The organism is Stenotrophomonas indicatrix (assembly GCF_050573115.1).
GTDB lineage: Bacteria > Pseudomonadota > Gammaproteobacteria > Xanthomonadales > Xanthomonadaceae > Stenotrophomonas > Stenotrophomonas lactitubi_A.
On record NZ_JBNYZT010000003.1, the window covers coordinates 400574 to 420043 of the forward strand.

At 60.3% G+C, this 19470-nt stretch carries 18 protein-coding genes; 10 read left to right on the forward strand and 8 right to left on the reverse strand.

Going from position 1 to position 19470, the window contains the following annotated elements; genetic code table 11:
• Nucleotide 1: 1 nt before the first annotated feature.
• The 4 genes from ACQ5SA_RS10640 to ACQ5SA_RS10655 form a co-directional block, all read right to left on the reverse strand.
• Nucleotides 2-628 (reverse strand): hypothetical protein, encoded by a 627-nt coding sequence (locus tag ACQ5SA_RS10640; protein WP_478034333.1) that lies wholly within the window; start codon nt 626-628, stop codon nt 2-4.
• Entirely contained in the window at nt 628-1554 is a 927-nt protein-coding gene (locus ACQ5SA_RS10645) for an XVIPCD domain-containing protein (protein WP_499314201.1), read from the reverse strand. Before ACQ5SA_RS10645 ends, ACQ5SA_RS10640 begins: the two co-directional genes overlap by 1 nt.
• A 136-nt stretch (nt 1555-1690) precedes the next feature.
• Nucleotides 1691-2629: an XVIPCD domain-containing protein gene (locus ACQ5SA_RS10650; RefSeq protein ID WP_499314202.1), complete on the reverse strand. Its 939-nt coding sequence runs from the start codon at nt 2627-2629 to the stop codon at nt 1691-1693.
• 9 nt (nt 2630-2638) lie between these two features.
• Nucleotides 2639-2998 (reverse strand): hypothetical protein, encoded by a 360-nt coding sequence (locus ACQ5SA_RS10655; protein ID WP_499314203.1) that lies wholly within the window; start codon nt 2996-2998, stop codon nt 2639-2641.
• Nucleotides 2999-3472: 474 nt separating this feature from the next.
• Here ACQ5SA_RS10655 and ACQ5SA_RS10660 point away from each other — a divergent pair, with 474 nt between their 5' ends.
• The 7 genes from ACQ5SA_RS10660 (at nt 3473) to ACQ5SA_RS10690 (ending at nt 10978) form a co-directional block, all read left to right on the forward strand.
• The gene (locus ACQ5SA_RS10660; RefSeq protein ID WP_499314204.1) at nt 3473-3682 is read left to right on the forward strand and encodes a hypothetical protein; all 210 of its coding nucleotides are present in this window, start codon (nt 3473-3475) and stop codon (nt 3680-3682) included.
• Nucleotides 3683-3773: 91 nt separating this feature from the next.
• Complete coding sequence (locus ACQ5SA_RS10665; protein ID WP_499314205.1) at nt 3774-4199, forward strand: TonB family protein; 426 nt, start codon at nt 3774-3776, stop codon at nt 4197-4199.
• Nucleotides 4200-4652: 453 nt separating this feature from the next.
• A complete protein-coding gene (locus ACQ5SA_RS10670; RefSeq protein ID WP_499314206.1) occupies nt 4653-5021 on the forward strand; it encodes a hypothetical protein in 369 nt (122 codons plus the stop codon).
• A 396-nt stretch (nt 5022-5417) separates the two neighbouring features.
• Nucleotides 5418-6434: an IS5 family transposase gene (locus ACQ5SA_RS10675; RefSeq protein WP_499314207.1), complete on the forward strand. Its 1017-nt coding sequence runs from the start codon at nt 5418-5420 to the stop codon at nt 6432-6434.
• Nucleotides 6435-7568: 1134 nt separating this feature from the next.
• Entirely contained in the window at nt 7569-8507 is a 939-nt protein-coding gene (locus ACQ5SA_RS10680; protein ID WP_499314208.1) for an HNH endonuclease, read from the forward strand.
• Nucleotides 8508-8597: 90 nt separating this feature from the next.
• Entirely contained in the window at nt 8598-9995 is a 1398-nt protein-coding gene (locus ACQ5SA_RS10685; protein ID WP_212669128.1) for an ATP-binding protein, read from the forward strand.
• Complete coding sequence (locus tag ACQ5SA_RS10690; RefSeq protein ID WP_318263610.1) at nt 9992-10978, forward strand: O-methyltransferase; 987 nt, start codon at nt 9992-9994, stop codon at nt 10976-10978. Before ACQ5SA_RS10685 ends, ACQ5SA_RS10690 begins: the two co-directional genes overlap by 4 nt.
• Here ACQ5SA_RS10690 and ACQ5SA_RS10695 read toward each other — a convergent pair.
• Nucleotides 10968-12074 carry a DNA cytosine methyltransferase gene (locus tag ACQ5SA_RS10695; protein ID WP_499314209.1) on the reverse strand — a complete coding sequence of 369 codons (1107 nt, stop codon included), beginning with the start codon at nt 12072-12074 and terminating at the stop codon, nt 10968-10970. The two genes, ACQ5SA_RS10690 and ACQ5SA_RS10695, sit on opposite strands and share 11 nt — an antisense overlap.
• A gap of 159 nt (nt 12075-12233) precedes the next feature.
• Complete coding sequence (aceE, locus tag ACQ5SA_RS10700) at nt 12234-14921, reverse strand: pyruvate dehydrogenase (acetyl-transferring), homodimeric type (protein WP_099821378.1); 2688 nt, start codon at nt 14919-14921, stop codon at nt 12234-12236.
• Nucleotides 14922-15557: 636 nt separating this feature from the next.
• Here aceE and ACQ5SA_RS10705 point away from each other — a divergent pair.
• Nucleotides 15558-16118: a PadR family transcriptional regulator gene (locus tag ACQ5SA_RS10705; protein ID WP_499314210.1), complete on the forward strand. Its 561-nt coding sequence runs from the start codon at nt 15558-15560 to the stop codon at nt 16116-16118.
• A gap of 60 nt (nt 16119-16178) precedes the next feature.
• Nucleotides 16179-16976, forward strand: coding sequence for a siderophore-interacting protein (locus tag ACQ5SA_RS10710; RefSeq protein ID WP_499314211.1), 798 nt, complete (start codon nt 16179-16181; stop codon nt 16974-16976).
• A gap of 299 nt (nt 16977-17275) precedes the next feature.
• Here the strand turns inward: ACQ5SA_RS10710 and ACQ5SA_RS10715 are convergent, their stop codons facing one another.
• Nucleotides 17276-18085: a hypothetical protein gene (locus ACQ5SA_RS10715; RefSeq protein WP_499314212.1), complete on the reverse strand. Its 810-nt coding sequence runs from the start codon at nt 18083-18085 to the stop codon at nt 17276-17278.
• Nucleotides 18086-18176: 91 nt separating this feature from the next.
• Between ACQ5SA_RS10715 and ACQ5SA_RS10720 the strand changes: the two genes are divergently transcribed.
• Nucleotides 18177-18578 (forward strand): hypothetical protein, encoded by a 402-nt coding sequence (locus ACQ5SA_RS10720; RefSeq protein WP_499314213.1) that lies wholly within the window; start codon nt 18177-18179, stop codon nt 18576-18578.
• 149 nt (nt 18579-18727) lie between these two features.
• On the opposite strand, the gene ACQ5SA_RS10725 is transcribed toward ACQ5SA_RS10720, so the two are convergent.
• Entirely contained in the window at nt 18728-19438 is a 711-nt protein-coding gene (locus ACQ5SA_RS10725; RefSeq protein WP_108266937.1) for a YceI family protein, read from the reverse strand.
• Between the last annotated feature and the right edge of the window lie 32 nt (nt 19439-19470).

The following is a 19470-nucleotide window of genomic DNA, read 5'->3' on the forward strand; positions in this document are numbered from 1 at the left end:
CTCATTTTCCCAGTAGTTGGAAGCCGACAATAAGCTCGGCCGATATGTCATTGAGCTGGGGTCGATCCTCCAGCAGGTCCACGGTCAAATGGTATCTGCCGGCATCCAGCAGGCCCGCATCGGCCAGTTGCAGCATGTGGTAGGAAACATCCTGCGAGTACAGTCCAGCCTCAATCAGCATCCCGCTTTCAACTTTCCCCTGAACCAACTTGCCGACGTGGCCGTCAGGCGGAAGAGGCTCCATGCTGCGGCCTCCCGGGGCCGTGGTCATCAGCCGCACCGATGTAGCGTGGTCGCCGTCCAGGCGCTCCAGACGAACGCGCGCGGGGACACCGACGTCCCTTATCCGCTCGGCCTCGGCAAGCAGCGGCTTGACCTCCTGTGCTTGCAGGCGGAACCCGATCTTCAGACTTGGAATCGCGGGAGGTACTGCAGGCGGCAAGTCAAAGGTCACGTCCACGATGCGCCTCGCCTTGTCCAACCGCACGTCTCGCGTGAACGGCACCACGGTCCGTGCATCAGCCTCCGCCCGGGTCAACAGCTTCGGGGCTTCAGGTGACGAAGTACTGCCGCAGCCCACCAGCAAGGCGAGTACCACCGACGCAACAACTGCAAGCGCCGCCCGCATCACTGCTCCTTCAACCGCAGCGAATCAGCCACATCGGTCTGTGCCGCCACCTCCGTAGCGATGCTCGCGCGGCGGTGCCCCGGATCATCGCGGTCGCCCTGCACGATGAAGATGCTCTCCGCCTCGTGGCTGCTCTTGGTAGGCCGGCTGAGCAGCACGTGGTCCACGCGGGAGAGGTTGTTCTGCTTGGCCAACACCAGCAGGCTGGCGCTGATGCGCTGGCTGGTGTCGTCGAAGGTGCGCCCGTGTGCAGCGTCCAGCTCGGCCACCTTCTGGATCAGCTGCGCGAACAGCCGGTGGTCCGGGTGCGAGGGGTCCAGCAGCGTACCGGCCACTTCCATCGGGCTGGGCGGCGGTTCGTGGCTCGGGCGACCGCCTTCGCGGTGCAGCTCGGCCTCGCGTTCGGGCATCGGGTGGTGCTGTTCGCCATTCAGCTCGCTGGCCGGGAATGGCGCCGCAATGCACTGGATTTCCGGCAGGTTGAACAGCACCGCGAACTCGCCCAGGTTGCTGCCGCCGTCCAGCGGTGCCGGCTGCGAATGCAGGCCGGCATAGTGCAGCGCGGACCAGACAAAATCGCTGCAGCGGTTGATGGTGGCCGGGCGATCGACATCGAAGCCGAACTCGGCCGGCTCCTCGGCGAAATCGCGCAGGCAGCCGTAGTGCTCCTCGCTGATTTCCAAGGTGCGGCTGTAATACGGGTCGCGGTGCTCGTCGGCGTCGTCGTGTACGACCTCGGCGTACTGCACACCGGCAGCGGCCTCACCGGTCGGCAGGCGCGGCGGTGCGAAGCCGTAGCTGTGTACCTCCACGCCGGCGGCGGTCTGAAAATACATGTGGCCGCGCGGTGAGCTGCCACCGCTGTTCAGCGGGGTGCCGGGCGCGGCCAGAAAGAGGGTTACCGTGTAGCGTGTTGCTTGCTCCATGCCTGCTCAGCCTTGTTGGGTACTGCGGTCCTGGCCGGATGATCGCATAGGTGGGTTCGCGGGCAGGTGGAGAGAAAAGCAGCACAGGGGCCGAAGCCCCCGAAACTGTGATCTACCATGCAGTACTCGGCCTGGGTCAACCCATTTGCATGGGCGCCCGGCTCTGTTCCAGCACGGGCTCCTGCTGTACCGCCAAGGCGCGTTCCTGCTGGCTTTGCGAAATCTGCTCGACCTTGGCGAACGACTGCTCCACTGGCGTTCGGGCTGCTTCCTCTGCCGTCATAGAGGCTCGCACATGCGCAGGATCGTTGAGCTCGCCCTGTACGACGAATAGCCGCTGTGCTGAGCCATCAACGGGGGGACTGCCCAATACAACATGATCGACGCGCTCCAGCCCATTTTCCTTGGCGGTGGCCAGCAACCCCACCGAGATGCGCTCACTGGTTTCGTCGTAGGCCCGACCGTGCCCCTCATCAATGCCCGCTACGCCCTTGCGGATGGTGTCGAGCATCTCGCGATCGTTGCCTGGCAATTGCTCATCGCTGATGAGGCGTTGCTTCAGGGTTCGGTCCGGCATCTTGTTGTAATGCTCGTTGTTCAACTCACTATCGGGAAACGGTGCGCGGATGCTCCGGATGTACTCGACATTGGTGAGCGGCTTGAGGCCACCTTGGAAATCCTTGTCCTGCATGAACAGCGCATTGGTGCGATGGAGTCCCGCGTGATTCAGCGCGCCCCAGGTGAAATCAATGCAGCTGTTGTTGAGCCCGTGATACTCCGTATTGAACCCGTGCTTGTCCGGCGCGGCACCAAATTCCTTGAGCTTTTCGTACTGATCTTTCGATACTTCAAGCGTTCGTTGGTAGAAGGGATTCTGGTACTCCCGCGCGTCAGAGTCGTAAACCTTGCCGGGGCCGGTCGTCGCCCCGTGCTCCTTGGGCGCAAACCCATAGCTGATGCTCTCACGGCCATTATCCACTGTGTAATAGACGTGACCCGCAGTAGATGTTCCCCCCTCCAACAGCGGGGTTCCTGGCGCCGCAACGTAAATTGTCACGCGATATCGTTCGTCCATGAAACGCTCCTATTTCGACTTGTGCTTGTAGGCGACAAGCAATTCTGCCGGCATCGGCGCGAGATGCACTGGTGGGTCAAGCAACTCCACACTCAGGCGGTACCTGCCCGGAGAGAGGTTCTGGCCCCACGCCATCGCCAGCTGCTTGTAGTGCCCCTGCGGATTGGACAGACCTGCCGCTTCAAGTGAAGTGTCGTCCACGTCATCAAGCCAGACCGTTGAAACGCGTCCATCAGCGTTGATCGGCACAAGAGTGGCGGCCGTTCCTGGCCGCTGCTCAACACGGACGAGTGGAGCACTTGCCTCACCCATTTCCCCGAGCTGAGTGAGGTGTACGCGTGCAGGCAGACCAGCGCTTCGAATCGTCAAGGCCCGCTCCTGCGCTACGGCACCATCTTCCCCACTTACGCGGACGGCAACCAGGAGCGTTGGTGTGGCGTTTCTACCGGGCGGCTCCAGATTGAACTCTACGACCATGGGCTCAGCCATTGACGTCAGAGTAAGCGGCCTGACAAGCGGCACATTGTTTTGTGCAGCACTTGAAGAAGTCTCAGATCGCGGCGAGGAAGTCTGTGCCTGGCAAGCGCTCAGCAGAAGAAAAGTCAAGCATGCGCCTGCTCCCAGCATCCGTCGTCCCAGTCGCAGCATCGTCCGTCCTCGCGTCAGCTTTGATTGATAGGTGTGTTTTCACCAGGCCTTCTTATACACCCAGGCCTAAAAGCAATCTACGACGACTGTCACTACAGAGCCGACCGTTACCGCCGGGCCCGCAGTAAGTCGAATTCACATCCCATGTGTTGAGACGCACTTCAGCCATTCTCCCCTCCCCACTGGAGGATCACCATGACCAAGATCGACCCCGCATGGCTCGAAGCCCTCGACAAAGAGCTCCTCCACCTGTTCGCCATCGACCACCGCGATGCTGGCATGAATGAGTACCTGCTGGGCTGCTACGCAGACCTTCCTCCACGCGAAGCAGCACTGGCGTTCGGCAGCGACTACGACCTGGAGCGCGACGATGCGCTGTGGCCACGCCCGCGCGTGCCTGTGTGAACCGCTCAGCAGTCCGGCACGCCGGCATTCAAGGCAAGCGATGCCAGGGCATGGCCGCTATGCTGGTAGCGCACCGGAATGGAAACCACGTATGCCCCGTTTGAACACCGCCCTGGCACTGAACCTCGTTCTGATGCTGCTGGGCGCTACACCAGCCATGGCCATGGCGGCAGACCCGCAGGTTTCCACTGAAGTGTTCGTAGAGCGCGGTGACAATCCCACCTTCGAGCTGCAACAGGCGCCTGCCGTTGTGTATTCAACGGCCCCTGCCACGCCGCCCGATACGTTGCTGCAGGTCCCCATGCAGGTGCTGCTGGTTGCTCAGCTGGATGAACTGGGCCACGTTTCCAACGTGATGGTGGCGCGGTCCAGCGGGCTGCGTGAGATTGATCGTGCGGCCTTTACCGCAGTGGACCAGTGGCGCTTCGAACCGGTCGTGGTTGAGGGCGTCGCGCTGCATGCGCGGGTTCGGGTCCGTCTGACCTTCGTGCCCACGGCCGAGGCGCCGCCCGGCTGAACCGCCGATCCAAACTGTCGTAATTGATCCTACGCCATGGGCCTGGCTGTGGGCATCCTGCGCTTGGGGCCAATAGCGCCAAGCCCTTCAAGACCGTTGCGGCACAATCGCTTGCCGGCTTAACACCGTGTGCGACAATTCCGAAAGCGTCAGGACTGGCGATCGTCAGTTCTGCAGTTTCTTGGCATTTCGCATCAGCGCGGGTACACCTTGGCATGCCACCGAAAAAGGGTGGCGCGGGTGTCGAAAACCCGTTCTGTAGCGATGTGTTTACGCTTGTCAGCCGGCGTCACCTTTGCGTGGCGCCGGCTGGCAATCCGTTCGCGTTCCATGGCGGGCGGTGCGTGGGGGTCTTCGGACCCACCGGCTTCGCTACAGACCGGTTTTCGAGCCACGCATCGTCCGCCACCTTTATCTGGTGGCGCTGCTATCTGTCCTGTACGGAGCATTGCCATGAACACATCGGACTTCCGTTCCCTGCACGCGCAGTACGATCCGGACAACGCCGAAGCCGAGCGCGAACCGTCCGTCGATCCCAACACCTTCGTTGCCACGCTGCGCCGCATCGGAACCGGTGCGGCTGCGGACGGCCAGCCTTGGCCGGAGCGGCATCAACTGCCTGGGCGGTGTCTTCAGCTGGCGGATGCGGATTGCGCGCTGGCGGGGCTGCGCGTGGTGGCGGAGCTGATGTTGGCTGCTGAGCGGACTCGGCAGAACGGCGCGCCAGAGGAGTACCTGGGGGATCGGGTGATGGAAGGGTTGAAGATGGCGTGTGTGGCGTTGACTGCGCAGGTGGCTGAGCGGCTGCAGGTGCGGGAGTAGAGCGCGAGGATCACAGATTGCGGAGCAATTTATGAGGCCCGCTGACGAGCTTTTGCGATCATCCACATTCCCCCTTCATCATTGAGCTGCGGGGCTCACAATGAGTGTCCTCGATATTCCATTGCTCTCGAGGCAGCGCTGATAGACGCAGCGCTCGGCAATCTTCATCTACCCAGTGCTAGGCCGGAGCTAATGAGCTGCGCCAAAGCCTCCGAGTCTGAGTTTGTGATCACGCGTGAAGTGCTGTACGTCTAATGGATGAGACTGGGCACTAGACGCTGGTAGCTGACCAGGTCAGGTCGTCGAGCTAGGGATGCTCTGAACAACTACATCGGTAGTGCCTGCCGTTGTCCGGCAGCCTGAGGGACAATGGCGGCACACATTGAGAAGCTATCCATGCAGCTGACATTTGGTGATGTCGAGGGCGTGGGCAAGCGCAAGCAGACCCGGCGGGAGATCTTCCTTTCCGAGATGGAGCAGGTAGTGCCGTGGAAGGCGCTGCTGGCTCAGATCGAGCCGCACTACCCGCGCTCAGGTCGCGTGGGCCGGCCGCCGTATTCGATGGAGACGATGCTGCGCATCCACCTGCTGCAGCAGTGGTACGCGTTGAGCGATCCGGGCATGGAGGAAGCGCTGCACGAGATCGCTTCGATGCGGCTGTTCGCCCGGCTCAGCGGGCTCGATGTGATCCCGGATGAGAGCACGATCCTCAACTTCCGTCGTCTGCTGGAGAAGCATGGCCTGGCGGCGAAGATGCTGGAGGCGGTCAATGCGCACCTTGCGCGCAAAGGCCAGAGCCTGCGCGCGGGCACGATCGTGGATGCCACGATCATCCCCGCGTCCAGCTCGACCAAGAACGCCAACAAGGCACGTGACCCGGAAATGCATCAGACCCGCAAGGGCAACCAGTGGTACTTCGGGATGAAGGCGCACATCGGCGTTGATGAATTCTCCGGGCTGGTGCACCACGTCAAGTGCACGGCAGCCAATGTCAGCGATGTCAGCGATGTCAGCGATGTCAGCGATGTCAGCGATGTCAGCGATGTCAGCGATGTCACGGTCACCGACGCGCTGCTGCATGGCAAGGAAGAGTGCGTGTTCGGGGACAGCGGCTATACCGGTGCCGACAAGCGTGCAGAGCTGTCCAACTGCAAGGCGATGTTCTTCATCGCCGCCAAGCGCTCGCAGGTCAGGGCCATTGGCAACGCGCGGGAACGCAAACAGGTTGAACGCTGGGAGAGCTGGAAGGCCAGCATGCGTGCCAAGGTCGAGCACCCGTTCCGGGTGATCAAGCGGCAGTTCGGTTACACCAAGGTGCGCTACCGCGGCCTGGCCAAGAACACGGCACAGGTGCTGACATTGTTTGCGCTGTCCAATCTGTGGATGGTGCGCCGGCAGTTGCTGCCGGCATAGGGATCAATCCGTCCGCAGGTGCCTGCAGGCACCACCAAAACGGCGAAAAACCGCACATCTGGCGCGCCTGCCAGTCGCTGGTCGGGCCGGACCTGGAAATTCAGGACTCAGTGCTGATTGTTCAGGCCATCCCTAGTGCGTCAGGACGAGTCAATCTCATAGTAGGAGGTTCATCAGCGCGGCGTCTATTCATAGACCCAATGGCCAGTATGTCCGAGGCACCTCGCGCGAAGTCAATTTTTTAAACCTCGGAGAAGCCGACTGGTGCGCAAGTGAATCCCGAGTACTGGCACCGCAGGTGAGCTCTCCCGTGGGTAGCACTGGCAGTTACCCGCACAAGTTGGTATTCGGATATCTGTACCTAGGGGACTGGAATTCGCCCGCATTGCATGAGGCACCTACCCCAGAGCATCAAAAGGATGGTTGCTTTCTAACTTTCTCCTGCAGATCTTCAATCTGGCAGTCGCGGCTGGCCAGGCTTGGGGCCGGAAAGACCGCCGCCGCATGCCTGTCATCCATGATTCATATCCTACTTCTATACACAGACTCCCGCAGATCCACCTCAGTGAATATCATTGCGTCCACGCGTCGTAGTGTATCGACGCGCTGCCAGTTCCTAGTTCGCTGCAGCTCCGCGTCCTAATCAGAATTCTGCCTGCGTGTAACGCAAGGCAGCAAAGCCATCTCAGACCCTTCGCTTGTGGCTCGCCGAGTGCGAAGGAGCAACCGCTTGCGAGGGCTACTCAACTGGCACGTTGTGAGCGGGGGGCCTCGTTCCGAAGGAGGCCACGTGGCACATGAGCAGGAAGACCGCAGGCTTGCCTTGGCCACTTGACACGGAGATCTGTCCTCTCTGCCCTTTCTGCTGCCGGTGCCATCCCCAACATCCAGATGTCGTCCCGGAACTGGGTTGTCTGCGAGCCATACTCGGCGGACCGCTATACACGCCAATTCACTGATGAATCTAGCAACCACTCAACGCGCTATCTGTTACGGCCATCCCCCATTCTTCGCACAGGTGCCTCTGATCATCAGTACTGGACTGGCATAGGTACGACTCAACCGAACTGGCGACGATCATGACTTCATATGTCGCAACTGAACTGCTAGCCTTGCCTTCCAACAGGAGGGCATGTGGCCAAGGCAGTTTTCACCTCGTCCGAGATATCTCCATATCGGGATCTCAAGGAGCAGTGGTATCACTTCTCAAAAAACTTACTCGCTCGGGCGCAGGAGACTATAGATGACTGGGTCATATTCTATGAGCCCCGGCGAAATAGCGGCCCAAGCAGCTCCGGAGGAACTCAAGCCTATGTTTCTCTCGCTCGAGTAGTTCGCATTCGCCCAGACCCCAACGCGGCGAATTACTACTTCGCAGACCTTGCAGAGTACATTGAGTTCGACCATCCGGTTCCCTTCAAATATGAAGGGCATTACTTCGAATCTGCGCTTCGAAAGGCCGATGGATCTACGAATAGGGGAGCATTCGGGCAATCCATTCGGATTATACCAAATGGCGAATTTCTCACCATATGCCAACTTGGATTCAAGAGGTCACTGTCTCTGAGTGAATCCGATGACAAGGCCGATAGAGCGGACGCTCACTATCCAGAAGAAGTCAAACGTGTGATCGTCACTACGACAGTGAGCCGTGCTGTAAGGGACGCCGCATTTAGGACTCGCGTGCGCCATGCATATGGGAACCGCTGTGCATTCACCGGCCTCACGTTGTTTGATCGACTTGGCAACCCTGAGGTCGAGGCAGCGCACATTCGGCCGGTATCGAAGAACGGGCCAGATACAATCAGAAATGGGATCGCATTAACGGGCACTGTCCACTGGATGTTTGACGCCGGCATTGTTTCAATTGATGAAGAATATCGAATCCTCGTGGATAGTAACTGCTCCTCTCTTTTCCATTTGATGAGAATGTTCCCCGATGACGGAAGAATAAGTCTGCCGCGACTTCCGGACGAGAGACCTCATCCTAAGTACCTGGAATGGCACCGCGCGAAGGTCTTTGAATCAGAGGCACGCGGCAGTGATTGCGCCTTGCATTGCCATAAAGGGTGAGCCCAGCCGGGGCTGGTAGGAATTCCCCTACACCGCCAACTCCGGCTAGATGGCAGAATGGTCTTTCAGCCGTCCAACAGGGGGACCAAATTGAGTACTGCACAGGCCTTTCCCGCAAAGCGCTTTTTCGTCGACATGCTCGTTAGAGATATCGAACTAAAAGACGCGATATTAGACCTTCTCGACAACTGCGTCGATGGCGTTATGCGGTCTCCAACTCAGCCGGAAGATCCGGAGATCCCATACGCTGGCTATTGGGCTCGGATTGAGTTCAACGAGAACTCCTTCACCATCAAAGATAACTGCGGCGGAATACCATTCGAGATCGCAGAGGAAAGCGCGTTTCGTCTTGGACGAAAGAACGCGGAACTAGACGCAGAGCTACCCACCGTGGGGCTTTATGGTATCGGAATGAAGCGAGCCATTTTCAAGATGGGAACTTCAGCCCGAATTACAAGCGAAAGATCGGACAAGTCATTCTACGTGGATATCACTCCGGAATGGATGCTGGACGACGATACCTGGACTTTCGACATGGTTGAAATCCAGAACCCAAACGAACGCTCGTTCGGAACCACCATCTCTGTTAAGAACCTTCGCCCGCCTATATCCAATAGCTTTTCACGAGATGAATTTCTGAATGAATTTAGAGAAGCCGTGCGAGCCTACTATGGGTACATCATTGAGAAGGGATTTAAGGTCTTCATCAATGATGTCGAAGCAGATTCACGAAAGATAAAGTTACTTCTAGAAAACGCTCCTGATAGCTCAGGCCAAAGCATCGCCCCATACATCTATAGGCGAGAGGGTCAGCCTGATGGGGTAGATGTCCACCTTTCCGTCGGGCTGTATAGAAACTCGCTAAGCGACGAGGAAGAGGAGCAAGAGCTGGAAGGCCGGGCCTCTTCCGAGAGCGCCGGCTGGACAATTATTTGCAATGACCGCGTGGTTCTTCACGCCGACAAGTCTCGGCTCACCGGCTGGGGAGAGTCAGGCGTTCCGTCTTATCACACTCAGTTTGTCGCGATCGCAGGGACAGTTGTATTTAGATCGAATGATCCATCCAAACTTCCACTTACGACAACTAAACGCGGTGTGGACGCGAGCAGTGAAATTTATCTTCAAGTAAAAGACTTCATGCGGGACGGCCTTAAACTCTTCACAAACTATACTAACAAATGGAAGAAGCGCCCCATTGAACGAAAGGAACGCGAGTCCCAGACAGAATCCGTGTCGCTTTTGCTTCCTGAGGAAATTGTCAAAAACAGCAGCCTGAGGTTTACTACTGTTCGAAAAACTGTTGGCGGCGAGCAATTTAGACCCGCACTGCCGGCACCCGAATCATTCACTGACCAGTGGATCAGATTCTCAAGGCCGAAGTCAGAAATTGAAGCACTTTCTGATCTCTACTTCGGCACGACGGATGCGAAGCCATCCGAAGTTGGGGAGGAGTGCTTCTCTCGTGCTGTGAGGGATCTCAGCAAATGAGTGGAGGGAACATAGCCTATCATTTGCGGCCCAATAAAGCGGCTGACAGAGCTCTATTCTTGGATTTGCTCAATCGGATCGGAAGAACATCTTTCAATATATCCGATTACAAATATTACGGATTCGGCGGCCCATTCATGGAGGACTTTCGGGCGATACACGCTGCGACCAGGATTTCGCATATGACTTGCATTGAGCGGGACGCCACCGTTCAGGCCAGACAACGCTTCAACTGCCCGCTTAGTTGCGTCAACTTCCAATTAATCGACTCTTCAACCTTCATATCTGAATTTAGCTCAGACTCACCATCAGTCGTATGGCTCGACTTCACTTCTCCCGGAGAACTCAAGCAGCAGCTTGATGATACATTTAATCTCGTCAACAAGCTCGCTCATGGGGATATCTTTAGAGTAACCCTCAATGCTTCGGTATCTGCGCTTAGAGAGGACAGCGGGAACCTGAAACAGGACGAATTAATTGCTCTTCGACGAAGAGTATTTATCGAGCGATCTGGGATAGATTGTCCAACTACACTTAAAGACTCCGACTTCAGAGCAAATCAGTACCCAACCATTCTCTTGCAAGCACTTAAACTTGCCGCGATTCGTGCCACCAACCACTCCCCTTTGGTGGTTCAGCCATTATCAGCCTTCACCTATTCCGATGGCACCACAATGCTAACCGCAACAGGAATCGTCCTGGACTCTTCAAAATTAAAGATTGAAGAATTTCCGACTGATAGCCGGATTGCGCACTGGCCCTTTGCAAGTATTGACTGGAAGTATCCACACGAAATCGACCTTCCCACTCTATCCAGCAGAGAGCGCCTGGCACTTGAATCACTTCAGCCAAATGGAACAGTTGATGCGGCCAGGAATATTCTAAAAGATGCAATTGGTCCAGCCGGCATTACGGAGAAGGCAGTCCGGTCATATGGAACTTTCTACCGCATCTATCCAGAGTTCGTCCGCATTAACGCTTGAAGGCGTTGAAGATTACCGAAAGAACCCTCTCAGCGACAATCGGACTCACGCTATTCCCGATCTGTCGAAATGAGTGCCACTTGGTCGGATGAAACAAGAACCAATCAGGAAAGCCCTGTAATCTCGCCGCTTCACGCGGCGAGATTACTCGGGGGTGCTTGGGGTGAATGGGTCTGACCGCCTGATAGCTTCCCTTATCAGAATTGGTCCCCGCTCTGATTGTTGGGCATAGCCCCTTCGGATCTAAGCGAGGAGATCTGTATACCTTATCCACCTCACCTGGTCCAAGTTTGGAGAATCGCGCGACGGTCTCTTCAGAATGACGAGTTCCAAGAAAGCCAGAAACAAGGTTTTTAGCAGAGCGCAGCACCGCCTCTCTGTTACCGACACCAGGTGGGATCACGCCCCTGGCACGATCATGAAATTGACTAGAAGTCACTGACTTTATCTTTCGCCAGCTTTGACTTTCCTCCTGCCAATCTTCATTAACATTTGGAAGACCTTTTAGCGCATCTGATACCGTGGTTTCCTCCCATTCTGAACTGGGGGAAAATGACTGCACAGACAAATCAAAAATTCTCTTCGGATCAAAGCCAATGAAGAATACACGAGTCCTAGTCGTAGGCGCACCAAATGCACTTGCCCTAATTTTAATTGGCGCAAGCAACGTGTAATTTGAAGGAATCTGGGCTAGCGCTTGCAGCACAAAGTCGGCGCTTGCTCCGTTAAGAATTCCAGGAACATTCTCGGCCACGTAGAAGGCTGGCCGTGTCTCAGCTACCAGCCTAAAAAAATGCATGAAAAGCTGATTGCGAGGATCCAGCTCATCGCGCCTTCCAATCAAGCTAAAACCTTGGCAAGGCGGCCCACCGATCAACCCGGAAAGCTCTCTTTGGCCCACCTTGCACCTTTTTAGCAACTCAGCTCCACTGAGAGTTCCCACGTCCTCCAAAAGATGCTGAGTCTCTGGAAAATTGAGCGCGTGATACTCGGCTGCAATTGGATCAAGCTCAACACTTCCTGCAACATGAAATCCAGCCCTGGCAGCTCCCAGGCTTAGCCCGCCAACTCCGGAAAATAGATCAATAACGTTCAAGTTGCCCATTGGTGGGTATAGCGCCGTTCGTTCTGAATCAGAATATTGGAAGAACCTATGTCGTCGACGTGCAAAGTCTAGGAAAAGGCCCAATAAGCAAATGAATTTGCATAAAGAAGAAGCGGCCCAAAGGCCGCCTCTTTCAATGCACAGACGAAATCAAACCCCAACAGGATTAGCCTTCTCCGGATCAATCTTGTACTGCTTGATCGCCCGGGCCACATCCTTCGCGGTCATCTTCCCGTCCTTCGCCAGCGCCGCAATCGCGGCATGCGCGATGTAGTACCGGTCAACTTCAAAGAACCGGCGCAGGTTCGCACGCGTATCCGAACGGCCGAAACCATCGGTACCCAGCACCGTGTAGCTCATCGGCACGAACGCGCGGATCTGGTCCGCATACGCACGCACATAGTCGGTGGCGGCAATCGCCGGGCCCTGGCGACCTTCCAGCAGCTCGGTCACGTAGGCCTTGCGCTGCTCACCTTCCGGATGCAGGCGGTTGGCACGTTCCACGTCGAAACCATCGCGACGCAGTTCGTTGAAGCTCGGGCAGCTCCAGATGTCGGCGGTCACGCCGAAGTCCTTGTCCAGCAGCTCGGCCGCGGCAATGGCTTCGCGCAGGATGGTGCCCGAACCCAGCAGCTGCACGCGCAGCTCGCCCTTCTTCGGCTTGCCGGCGTCGGTCAGCAGGTACATGCCCTTGACGATGCCTTCGGCCGCGCCTTCCGGCATTTCCGGGTGGGTGTAGTTCTCGTTCATCAGGGTGACGTAGTAGTACTCGTCAATCTGATCTTCCATCATCGCCTTGGTGCCGTGCTGCAGGATCACCGTCACTTCAAAGCCGAAGGTCGGGTCGTAGCTGCGCACGTTCGGAATGCCACCGGCCACCAGATGGCTGAAGCCATCTTCGTGCTGCAGGCCTTCACCGTTCAGCGTGGTGCGGCCGGCGGTGCCACCCAGCAGGAAGCCGCGGGTACGCATGTCCGCTGCCTGCCAAGCGATATCGCCCACGCGCTGGAAGCCGAACATCGAGTAGTAGATGTAGAACGGCAGCATCGGCACGTTGCTGACCGAGTAGCTGGTACCGGCGGCCATCCACGAACTGATCGCGCCCGGCTCGCTGATGCCCTGCTGCAGCACCTGGCCGCTCTGGTCTTCGCGGTAGAACATCAGCTGGTCGGCGTCGACCGGCTTGTACTTCTGGCCGAACGGCGCGTAGATGCCGATCTGGCGGAACAGGCCTTCCATGCCGAAGGTACGGGCTTCGTCGGCCACGATCGGCACGATGTGCGGGCCCAGTTCCTTGTCGCGCAGGGTGATGTTCAGGCTCTGCACGAAGGCCATGGTGGTGGAGTAGCTGCGCTCGCCGCTGCTCTTCAGCAGGCGCTCGTAGCTTTCCAGCTTCGGTGCATTGAAGCTCTTTTCGGCCTTGCGGCGGCGCTGCGGCAGGTAACCACCCAGCGACGCACGGCGTTCCTGCAGGTACTGCACTTCCGGCGAATCCGGGCCCGGGTGGTAGAACGGCACCTGGCCATCGGCCAGCTGCGCGTCGGTCACCGGAATGTTGAAGCGGTCGCGGAAGTGGCGCACCGCTTCGTCGTCCAGCTTCTTGGTCTGATGGGTCGGGTTCAGTGCCTCACCGGCGCTGCCCATGCCGTAACCCTTCACGGTCTTGGCCAGGATCACGGTCGGCATGCCCTTGGTGTTCACGGCCTGGTGGTAGGCGGCGTACACCTTGTGCGGGTCGTGGCCACCACGGTTCAGGCGCCAGATGTCGTCGTCGGAAAGACCGGCCACCATCGCAGCGGTTTCCGGGTACTTGCCGAAGAAATGCTCGCGGGTATACGCGCCACCGAAGGCCTTGCAGTTCTGGTATTCGCCGTCGACGGTTTCCATCATCAGCTTCTTCAGGACGCCATTGGTGTCCTTGGCCAGCAGGGCATCCCAGTAACCGCCCCACAGCAGCTTGATGACATTCCAGCCGCCGCCACGGAACACGCCTTCCAGTTCCTGGATGATCTTGCCGTTGCCGCGCACCGGGCCGTCCAGGCGCTGCAGGTTGCAGTTCACCACGAAGATCAGGTTGTCCAGGCCTTCACGGCCGGCCAGCGCGATGGCACCCAGGGTTTCCGGCTCATCGCTCTCGCCGTCGCCGATGAAGCACCACACCTTGCGGTCGGACTTCTCGATCAGGCCACGGTTTTCCAGGTAGCGCATGAACTGCGCCTGGTAGATGGCGGCCAGCGGGCCCAGGCCCATCGACACGGTCGGGGTCTGCCAGTATTCCGGCATCAGCCACGGATGCGGGTACGACGACAGGCCGCCGCCGTCCACTTCCATGCGGAACTTGTCCAGCTGCTCTTCGTTGATGCGGCCTTCCAGGAAGGAACGCGCGTAGATACCCGGGGCGCTGTGGCCCTGGATGAACAGCAGGTCGCCCGGGTGGCTTTCGCTGGGGGCGCGCCAGAAGTGGTTGAAGCCCACGTCGTACAGCGTTGCGCCGGAGGCGAACGAAGCAATGTGGCCGCCCAGGTCACCCGGCTTGCGGTTGGCGCGCACCACGGTGGCCATCGCGTTCCAGCGGATGATCGAACGGATGCGCCATTCCAGTTCGGCGTTGCCCGGGCTCTTGGCCTCCAGCTGCGGCTCGATGGTGTTGACGTATTCGGTAGTGGGAGAGAACGGCAGATAGGCACCCGAACGACGGGTCAGTTCCACCATGCCTTCCAGCAGCTGATGCGCGCGCTCGGGGCCCTCGACATCAATAACGGCCTTCAACGACTCGATCCACTCCTGGGTTTCCACAGGATTCGGGTCGTTGTTCAGCACCTCGTTCAACCAGTTCATTAGCGCTCCCATTACCGCACGCACGCGCGCGACTGTTGATAGATTTCTAGACCACAAAGTGTAGCGCACCAAGGGCTTTCGTCACTTGGCTACGCTGGCGTATGGAGGCAGGCCACCCATGTCTGCAAGGCATGTCCCGGGACGTCCACCAGCGGGACAAAGCGCTGCTGCAGGCCGCTGTGGCTGCCTGCAAGGGCTGCGCCAGCTGTCGCTCGCGGCCTGCTGCGCCCATGCGCAGGACGCAGTGTTACTGCTGCGGATGACCGTTGTGGGGCAAGGCCGGCGCCGTGTCGGCGTTGTCTGACGGGCTGCCGCTGAACCCGCGACAACGTGTCGCGCGCGCCTCTCGACGCGGACGGGGCCGCTGCGCACGGTTGGCGGCGAGCAGGCCCCTTCCCGCGGTTCGCCGCTCGTCTGCTGCGCCCCGCTCGGGGCGGAAACCCGCAGCGCCGTTGCGTGGCCCGATACGGATGTCAGGCCGCGCAACGGTGGCTTGCGCCGCGCGCAACCCTCCCCTTCAGCCCTTGCAGTAGCTGGCTGCATGGCCCGATCTGGCAAGCGTTGTGGCCGAAACCGTACTTGTCGGGTCCGGCTTATCGATATATCGTTTGCGGCACACGTTACCGATATATCGAAATGGGCCGATCCCCCTCCCCCAGGAACCGCACCGACGATGCCGCGGTACCCCGCCGCAACGGCCAGCCGCGCGTGCTCAGCCGTGGCGACCTGCGCCTGCTGGTGCTGGCACTGATCGGCGAGCAGCCGCGCCACGGCTACGAGTTGATGCAGCACATCAGCACCATGTTCATGCAGGCCTACACGCCCAGCGCCGGCACCATGTACCCGCTGCTGGCCAGCTTCGAGCAGGCCGGCTGGGTGGCGTCGGAAGAGGTGGACGGCCGCCGTGTGTTCCGCATCACCACCGCCGGCGAGTTCGAGCTGAAGGTGCAGCGCACCCAGGTGCGATTGGCGCAGCGACGCGCCTTCGACCGCGCCCGCGAGATCACCAAGGCCTCGCTGCCGGCGCCGCTGGCCGCTGCGCTGCGCGAGTTCAAGCTGGCGCTGGTGCACCACCACGGGCGCTGGGCCGACGGCGAAGCCGAGCAGGTGGCCGCGCTGCTGTCGCGCGCGTCAGCGCTGATGAATGGCCAGCCCAGCAACGTGTCCTCTCCCTTTTCTACGACCCAGCCAGACTGAATCCAGCCAGGTCTTCCCCCATGCCGCGCGACCCCGCGCGACCTTCCGACAGGTACCCCCATGACCGAACATCACAACTCGCGACTGCGCCTGGATGTGCGCTTCCGTGAACTGACGGTGCTGCGCACCGAGACTGTCACCCCGCACATGCGCCGCATCGTGCTGGGCGGCGACGACCTGGCCGGCTTCGATTCGCCCGGCGCCGACGACCACATCAAGCTGTTCTTCCCCAACGACAGCGGTGAAATGGTGCTGCCGGTGCTGACCGCCGAGGGCCGCAGCTATCCGGACGGCAAGCAGCCTTCGCCGGCGCGCGACTACACCCCGCGCTGGTGGGACCACGAAACCGGCGAGCTGGCCATCGACTTCGTGCTGCACGACCAGGGCATTGCCGGGCCGTGGGCCGAGCGCGCGCAGGCCGGCGACACGCTGCTGATCGGCGGCCCGCGCGGTTCGTTCGTGGTGGCCGACAGCTACGACGCCTATGTGCTGATCGGCGATGAAACCGCGCTGCCGGCCATCGCCCGCTGGCTGGACGTGCTGCCCGAGGGTGCGCAGGTGCAGGCGTACATCGAAGTGGCCGACGAGGACGAGCGCCAGGATCTGCCGCAGTACGAGAACGTGCGCATCCACTGGCTGGAGCGCAATGGCTTCCCGGCGGCCAGCAGCACGCTGCTGGAGGACATGCTGACCGACTTCGAGGCCCCGGACGGCGATGCGTTCTACTGGATCGCCACCGAATCGCGTCGCGCACGGATGATGCGCAAGTTCATTGAAGGGCACCTGGGCGTGCCGCGCGACTGGATCCGCTCGACCGGTTACTGGAAGGCGCACCCGGACGAACAGGACGGCGATTGACCGCAAAACGGTAGGTGCGGACCGTTGGCCCGCACGCTCTTCTACGGGTAGTGCCGGCCGCTGGCCGGCAACCTCATGACCCTACCGACCACGCGCGGGCAATGCCGGCCGCTGCAATGACCACACCTGGTAGTGCCGGCCGCTGGCCGGCAACTGCAATGATTCCTCCGACCACGTGGTAGTGCCGGCCGCTGGCCGGCAACTGCAATGAACCTGCCGTAGGTTCAAAGGGCTGCCGGCCAGCGGCCGGCACTACCCTTCTTCGGCAGCGTCGCGAGGCTGCCGGCCAACGGCCGGCATTACCCGTTTTCAGCGGGGTCGTAACGTTGCTGGCCAGCAGCCCCACGCACCCACCCGAACCGATGCGCGGCCCAGATTTCCAGCGCCAGCAGCAGCGCGATGATCGCCAGCGGCAGCAGCAACCCCAGGTACACGCCCGGCATCATGCCGTTGATCTGTGCCTTCACCAGCCGCAGCACGCCACGTGTATGCAGCAGCTCATCCATGCGCATGGTCAGCGCCTCGCGCACCATCTTCGGCTCCAGGCCAACCGTGCCGGCCTTGTCGATCAGCGTGTCTTCCACCATCGCGCGCAGCAGCCCGGCGCGCACTTTGCCGATCACCCAGCCAACGCAGCGCGCCATCGGCCCGTCACCCAAACGGTCCACGCCGGGCAGCGGATGCTCGCTCAGGTAGATCGCAGCCAGCGAATCTGCAACATCACCCACCGTGCCCTGGCTCTGCAGCGCGGCACGCATGCGCTCGTCTTCCAGCGAAGCGGTAAAGCCACTGCTCCACCCTTCCACCATCGTCTGCAGGTGTGGCTGGAAGTGATCGAGCTGCTTGAACAGCGCGCGGTGCGCGCCGGCGGTGAAGCCCAGCTGCAGGCCGAAGAATGCGACCAGCAACGGCAGCAGCACCACATACGAGGCCAGCAGCCCGTGATGCCAACGCCGCTGCCGCCGCAGCCAACCGCGTCGATGCAGCCAGCGCCAGGCGAAGATGCCCAGCGCCAGCCCCAACAGGGTGCCCAGCACGCTGCCGCCGATCAGATCGAGCACGCTCAGGCCGGTCCAGAATTCGCCAAGCCAGTACTGCGCTTCCTGCATGGTGTTGCCTTCCGTGGTTCAGTGCGGCCGCCATGGTAACCGCGACCCCATGCGACAATCGCGCTCCTTTCCTGCACCAACGAGGCCCCACGTGGGCAAACTGACCCTGAGCGGCGTGGACACGCTGCGTACCCGCCTGGCCGATGACACCGCCTGCGACGCAGCGCTGTCTGCCTTCGCCGACCCGGCAGCGGCGCGCACACCGCTGCGTGAGCTGGTCGAAGCACAGCACCGCTACCTGCAGGCCGAACATGAAGTGGCACAAGTGGCCGACATCCTGCGCCGCGACCAGAAGTACGCGCCGGTCGGTCGTCCGTCGGTGCATATCGTGCAGCTGCGCAAGCAGCAGGCGTCTACCAGGCAGGCGGCACTGATCGCCCGCCAGGTGGTGGCACAGGCCGCGCAGACGTTCGTGCGCGCGAGCGGGTTGGTAGTGAAAGCCAAGCAGAGCCCGAGCGAAGCGTCGGCCGCGTGGCTGGGTACGCTGCGCTGAGCGCGCATACCCGGTAGTGGCCAACCTTGGTTGGCCTGCGGATTGATTGTGTTCCGACCAAGGTCGGCACCTACCGGAGCACGCAAAAAAGAAGGCCCGCTTTTCAGCGGGCCTTCTGCCTTCTCACGACGAGTGAGCGGGATGTTGCATCAAGCAGCCGGCTTCTCGCCGGTGGCTTCGGTGGTGATGCGGATCTTCACTTCATCGCTGACGTTCGGGGCGTAGGCGCCGACGCCGAAATCGCTGCGCTTGATCGTGGTGGTGGCATCGAAGCCGGCGGCCGGAACCTTGGCCATCGGGTGCTCGCCGCCGCCGTTGACGGTCACATCCAGGGTCACCGGCTTGGTGATGTCCTTGATGGTCAGATCGCCGGTGACGGTCAGCTTGTTGGTGCCAGCCGATTCGACCTTGGTGCTCTTGAAGCTGGCGGCCGGGAACTTGCCAGCGTCGAAGAAGTCGGCGCTCTTCAGGTGCTCGTCGAACTTGGCGGTGAAGCTGTTCAGGCCGCTCAGCGGCAGCTTCACTTCCACGGTGGACTTGGTGACGTCGGTGGCGTCGTACACCAGGGTGCCTTCGGCATTGCCGAAGTGCGCGCTCGGGTTGGAGAAGCCGAAGTGGCTCCACTGCGCCAGCACGTCGGTGTGGGTCGGGTCGAGCTTGTAGGTGCCCGAGGCGATGGTGATGGCGGCAGCCGCCGGGGCAGCAGCAGCGGCATCGGCGGCCGGGGTGGTGGCAGCCTGCTCGGTGGTGGCCGGGGCAGCAGCATCAGCCGCCGGGGCGGCGGTGTCGGCCGGCTTGGAGCAGGCGGCGATGGCCAGGGTCAGGGCCAGCGGCAGCAGCAGTTTACGGGTGGCGCTCATCTCAGGAACTCTCCGGATCGTAGGGTGGGAAC

Excerpts from the sequence above, each read along its gene's own strand:
- aceE (WP_099821378.1), bottom strand. The coding sequence starts at position 14,921 with ATGAACTGGTTGAACGAGGTGCTGAACAACGACCCGAATCCTGTGGAA.
- ACQ5SA_RS10675 (WP_499314207.1), top strand. The coding sequence starts at position 5,418 with ATGCAGCTGACATTTGGTGATGTCGAGGGCGTGGGCAAGCGCAAGCAG.
- ACQ5SA_RS10650 (WP_499314202.1), bottom strand. The coding sequence starts at position 2,629 with ATGGACGAACGATATCGCGTGACAATTTACGTTGCGGCGCCAGGAACC.
- ACQ5SA_RS10640 (WP_478034333.1), bottom strand. The coding sequence starts at position 628 with ATGCGGGCGGCGCTTGCAGTTGTTGCGTCGGTGGTACTCGCCTTGCTG.
- ACQ5SA_RS10690 (WP_318263610.1), top strand. The coding sequence starts at position 9,992 with ATGAGTGGAGGGAACATAGCCTATCATTTGCGGCCCAATAAAGCGGCT.
- ACQ5SA_RS10725 (WP_108266937.1), bottom strand. The coding sequence starts at position 19,438 with ATGAGCGCCACCCGTAAACTGCTGCTGCCGCTGGCCCTGACCCTGGCC.
- ACQ5SA_RS10660 (WP_499314204.1), top strand. The coding sequence starts at position 3,473 with ATGACCAAGATCGACCCCGCATGGCTCGAAGCCCTCGACAAAGAGCTC.
- ACQ5SA_RS10665 (WP_499314205.1), top strand. The coding sequence starts at position 3,774 with ATGCCCCGTTTGAACACCGCCCTGGCACTGAACCTCGTTCTGATGCTG.
- ACQ5SA_RS10715 (WP_499314212.1), bottom strand. The coding sequence starts at position 18,085 with ATGCAGGAAGCGCAGTACTGGCTTGGCGAATTCTGGACCGGCCTGAGC.
- ACQ5SA_RS10670 (WP_499314206.1), top strand. The coding sequence starts at position 4,653 with ATGAACACATCGGACTTCCGTTCCCTGCACGCGCAGTACGATCCGGAC.
- ACQ5SA_RS10710 (WP_499314211.1), top strand. The coding sequence starts at position 16,179 with ATGACCGAACATCACAACTCGCGACTGCGCCTGGATGTGCGCTTCCGT.
- ACQ5SA_RS10705 (WP_499314210.1), top strand. The coding sequence starts at position 15,558 with ATGGGCCGATCCCCCTCCCCCAGGAACCGCACCGACGATGCCGCGGTA.
- ACQ5SA_RS10645 (WP_499314201.1), bottom strand. The coding sequence starts at position 1,554 with ATGGAGCAAGCAACACGCTACACGGTAACCCTCTTTCTGGCCGCGCCC.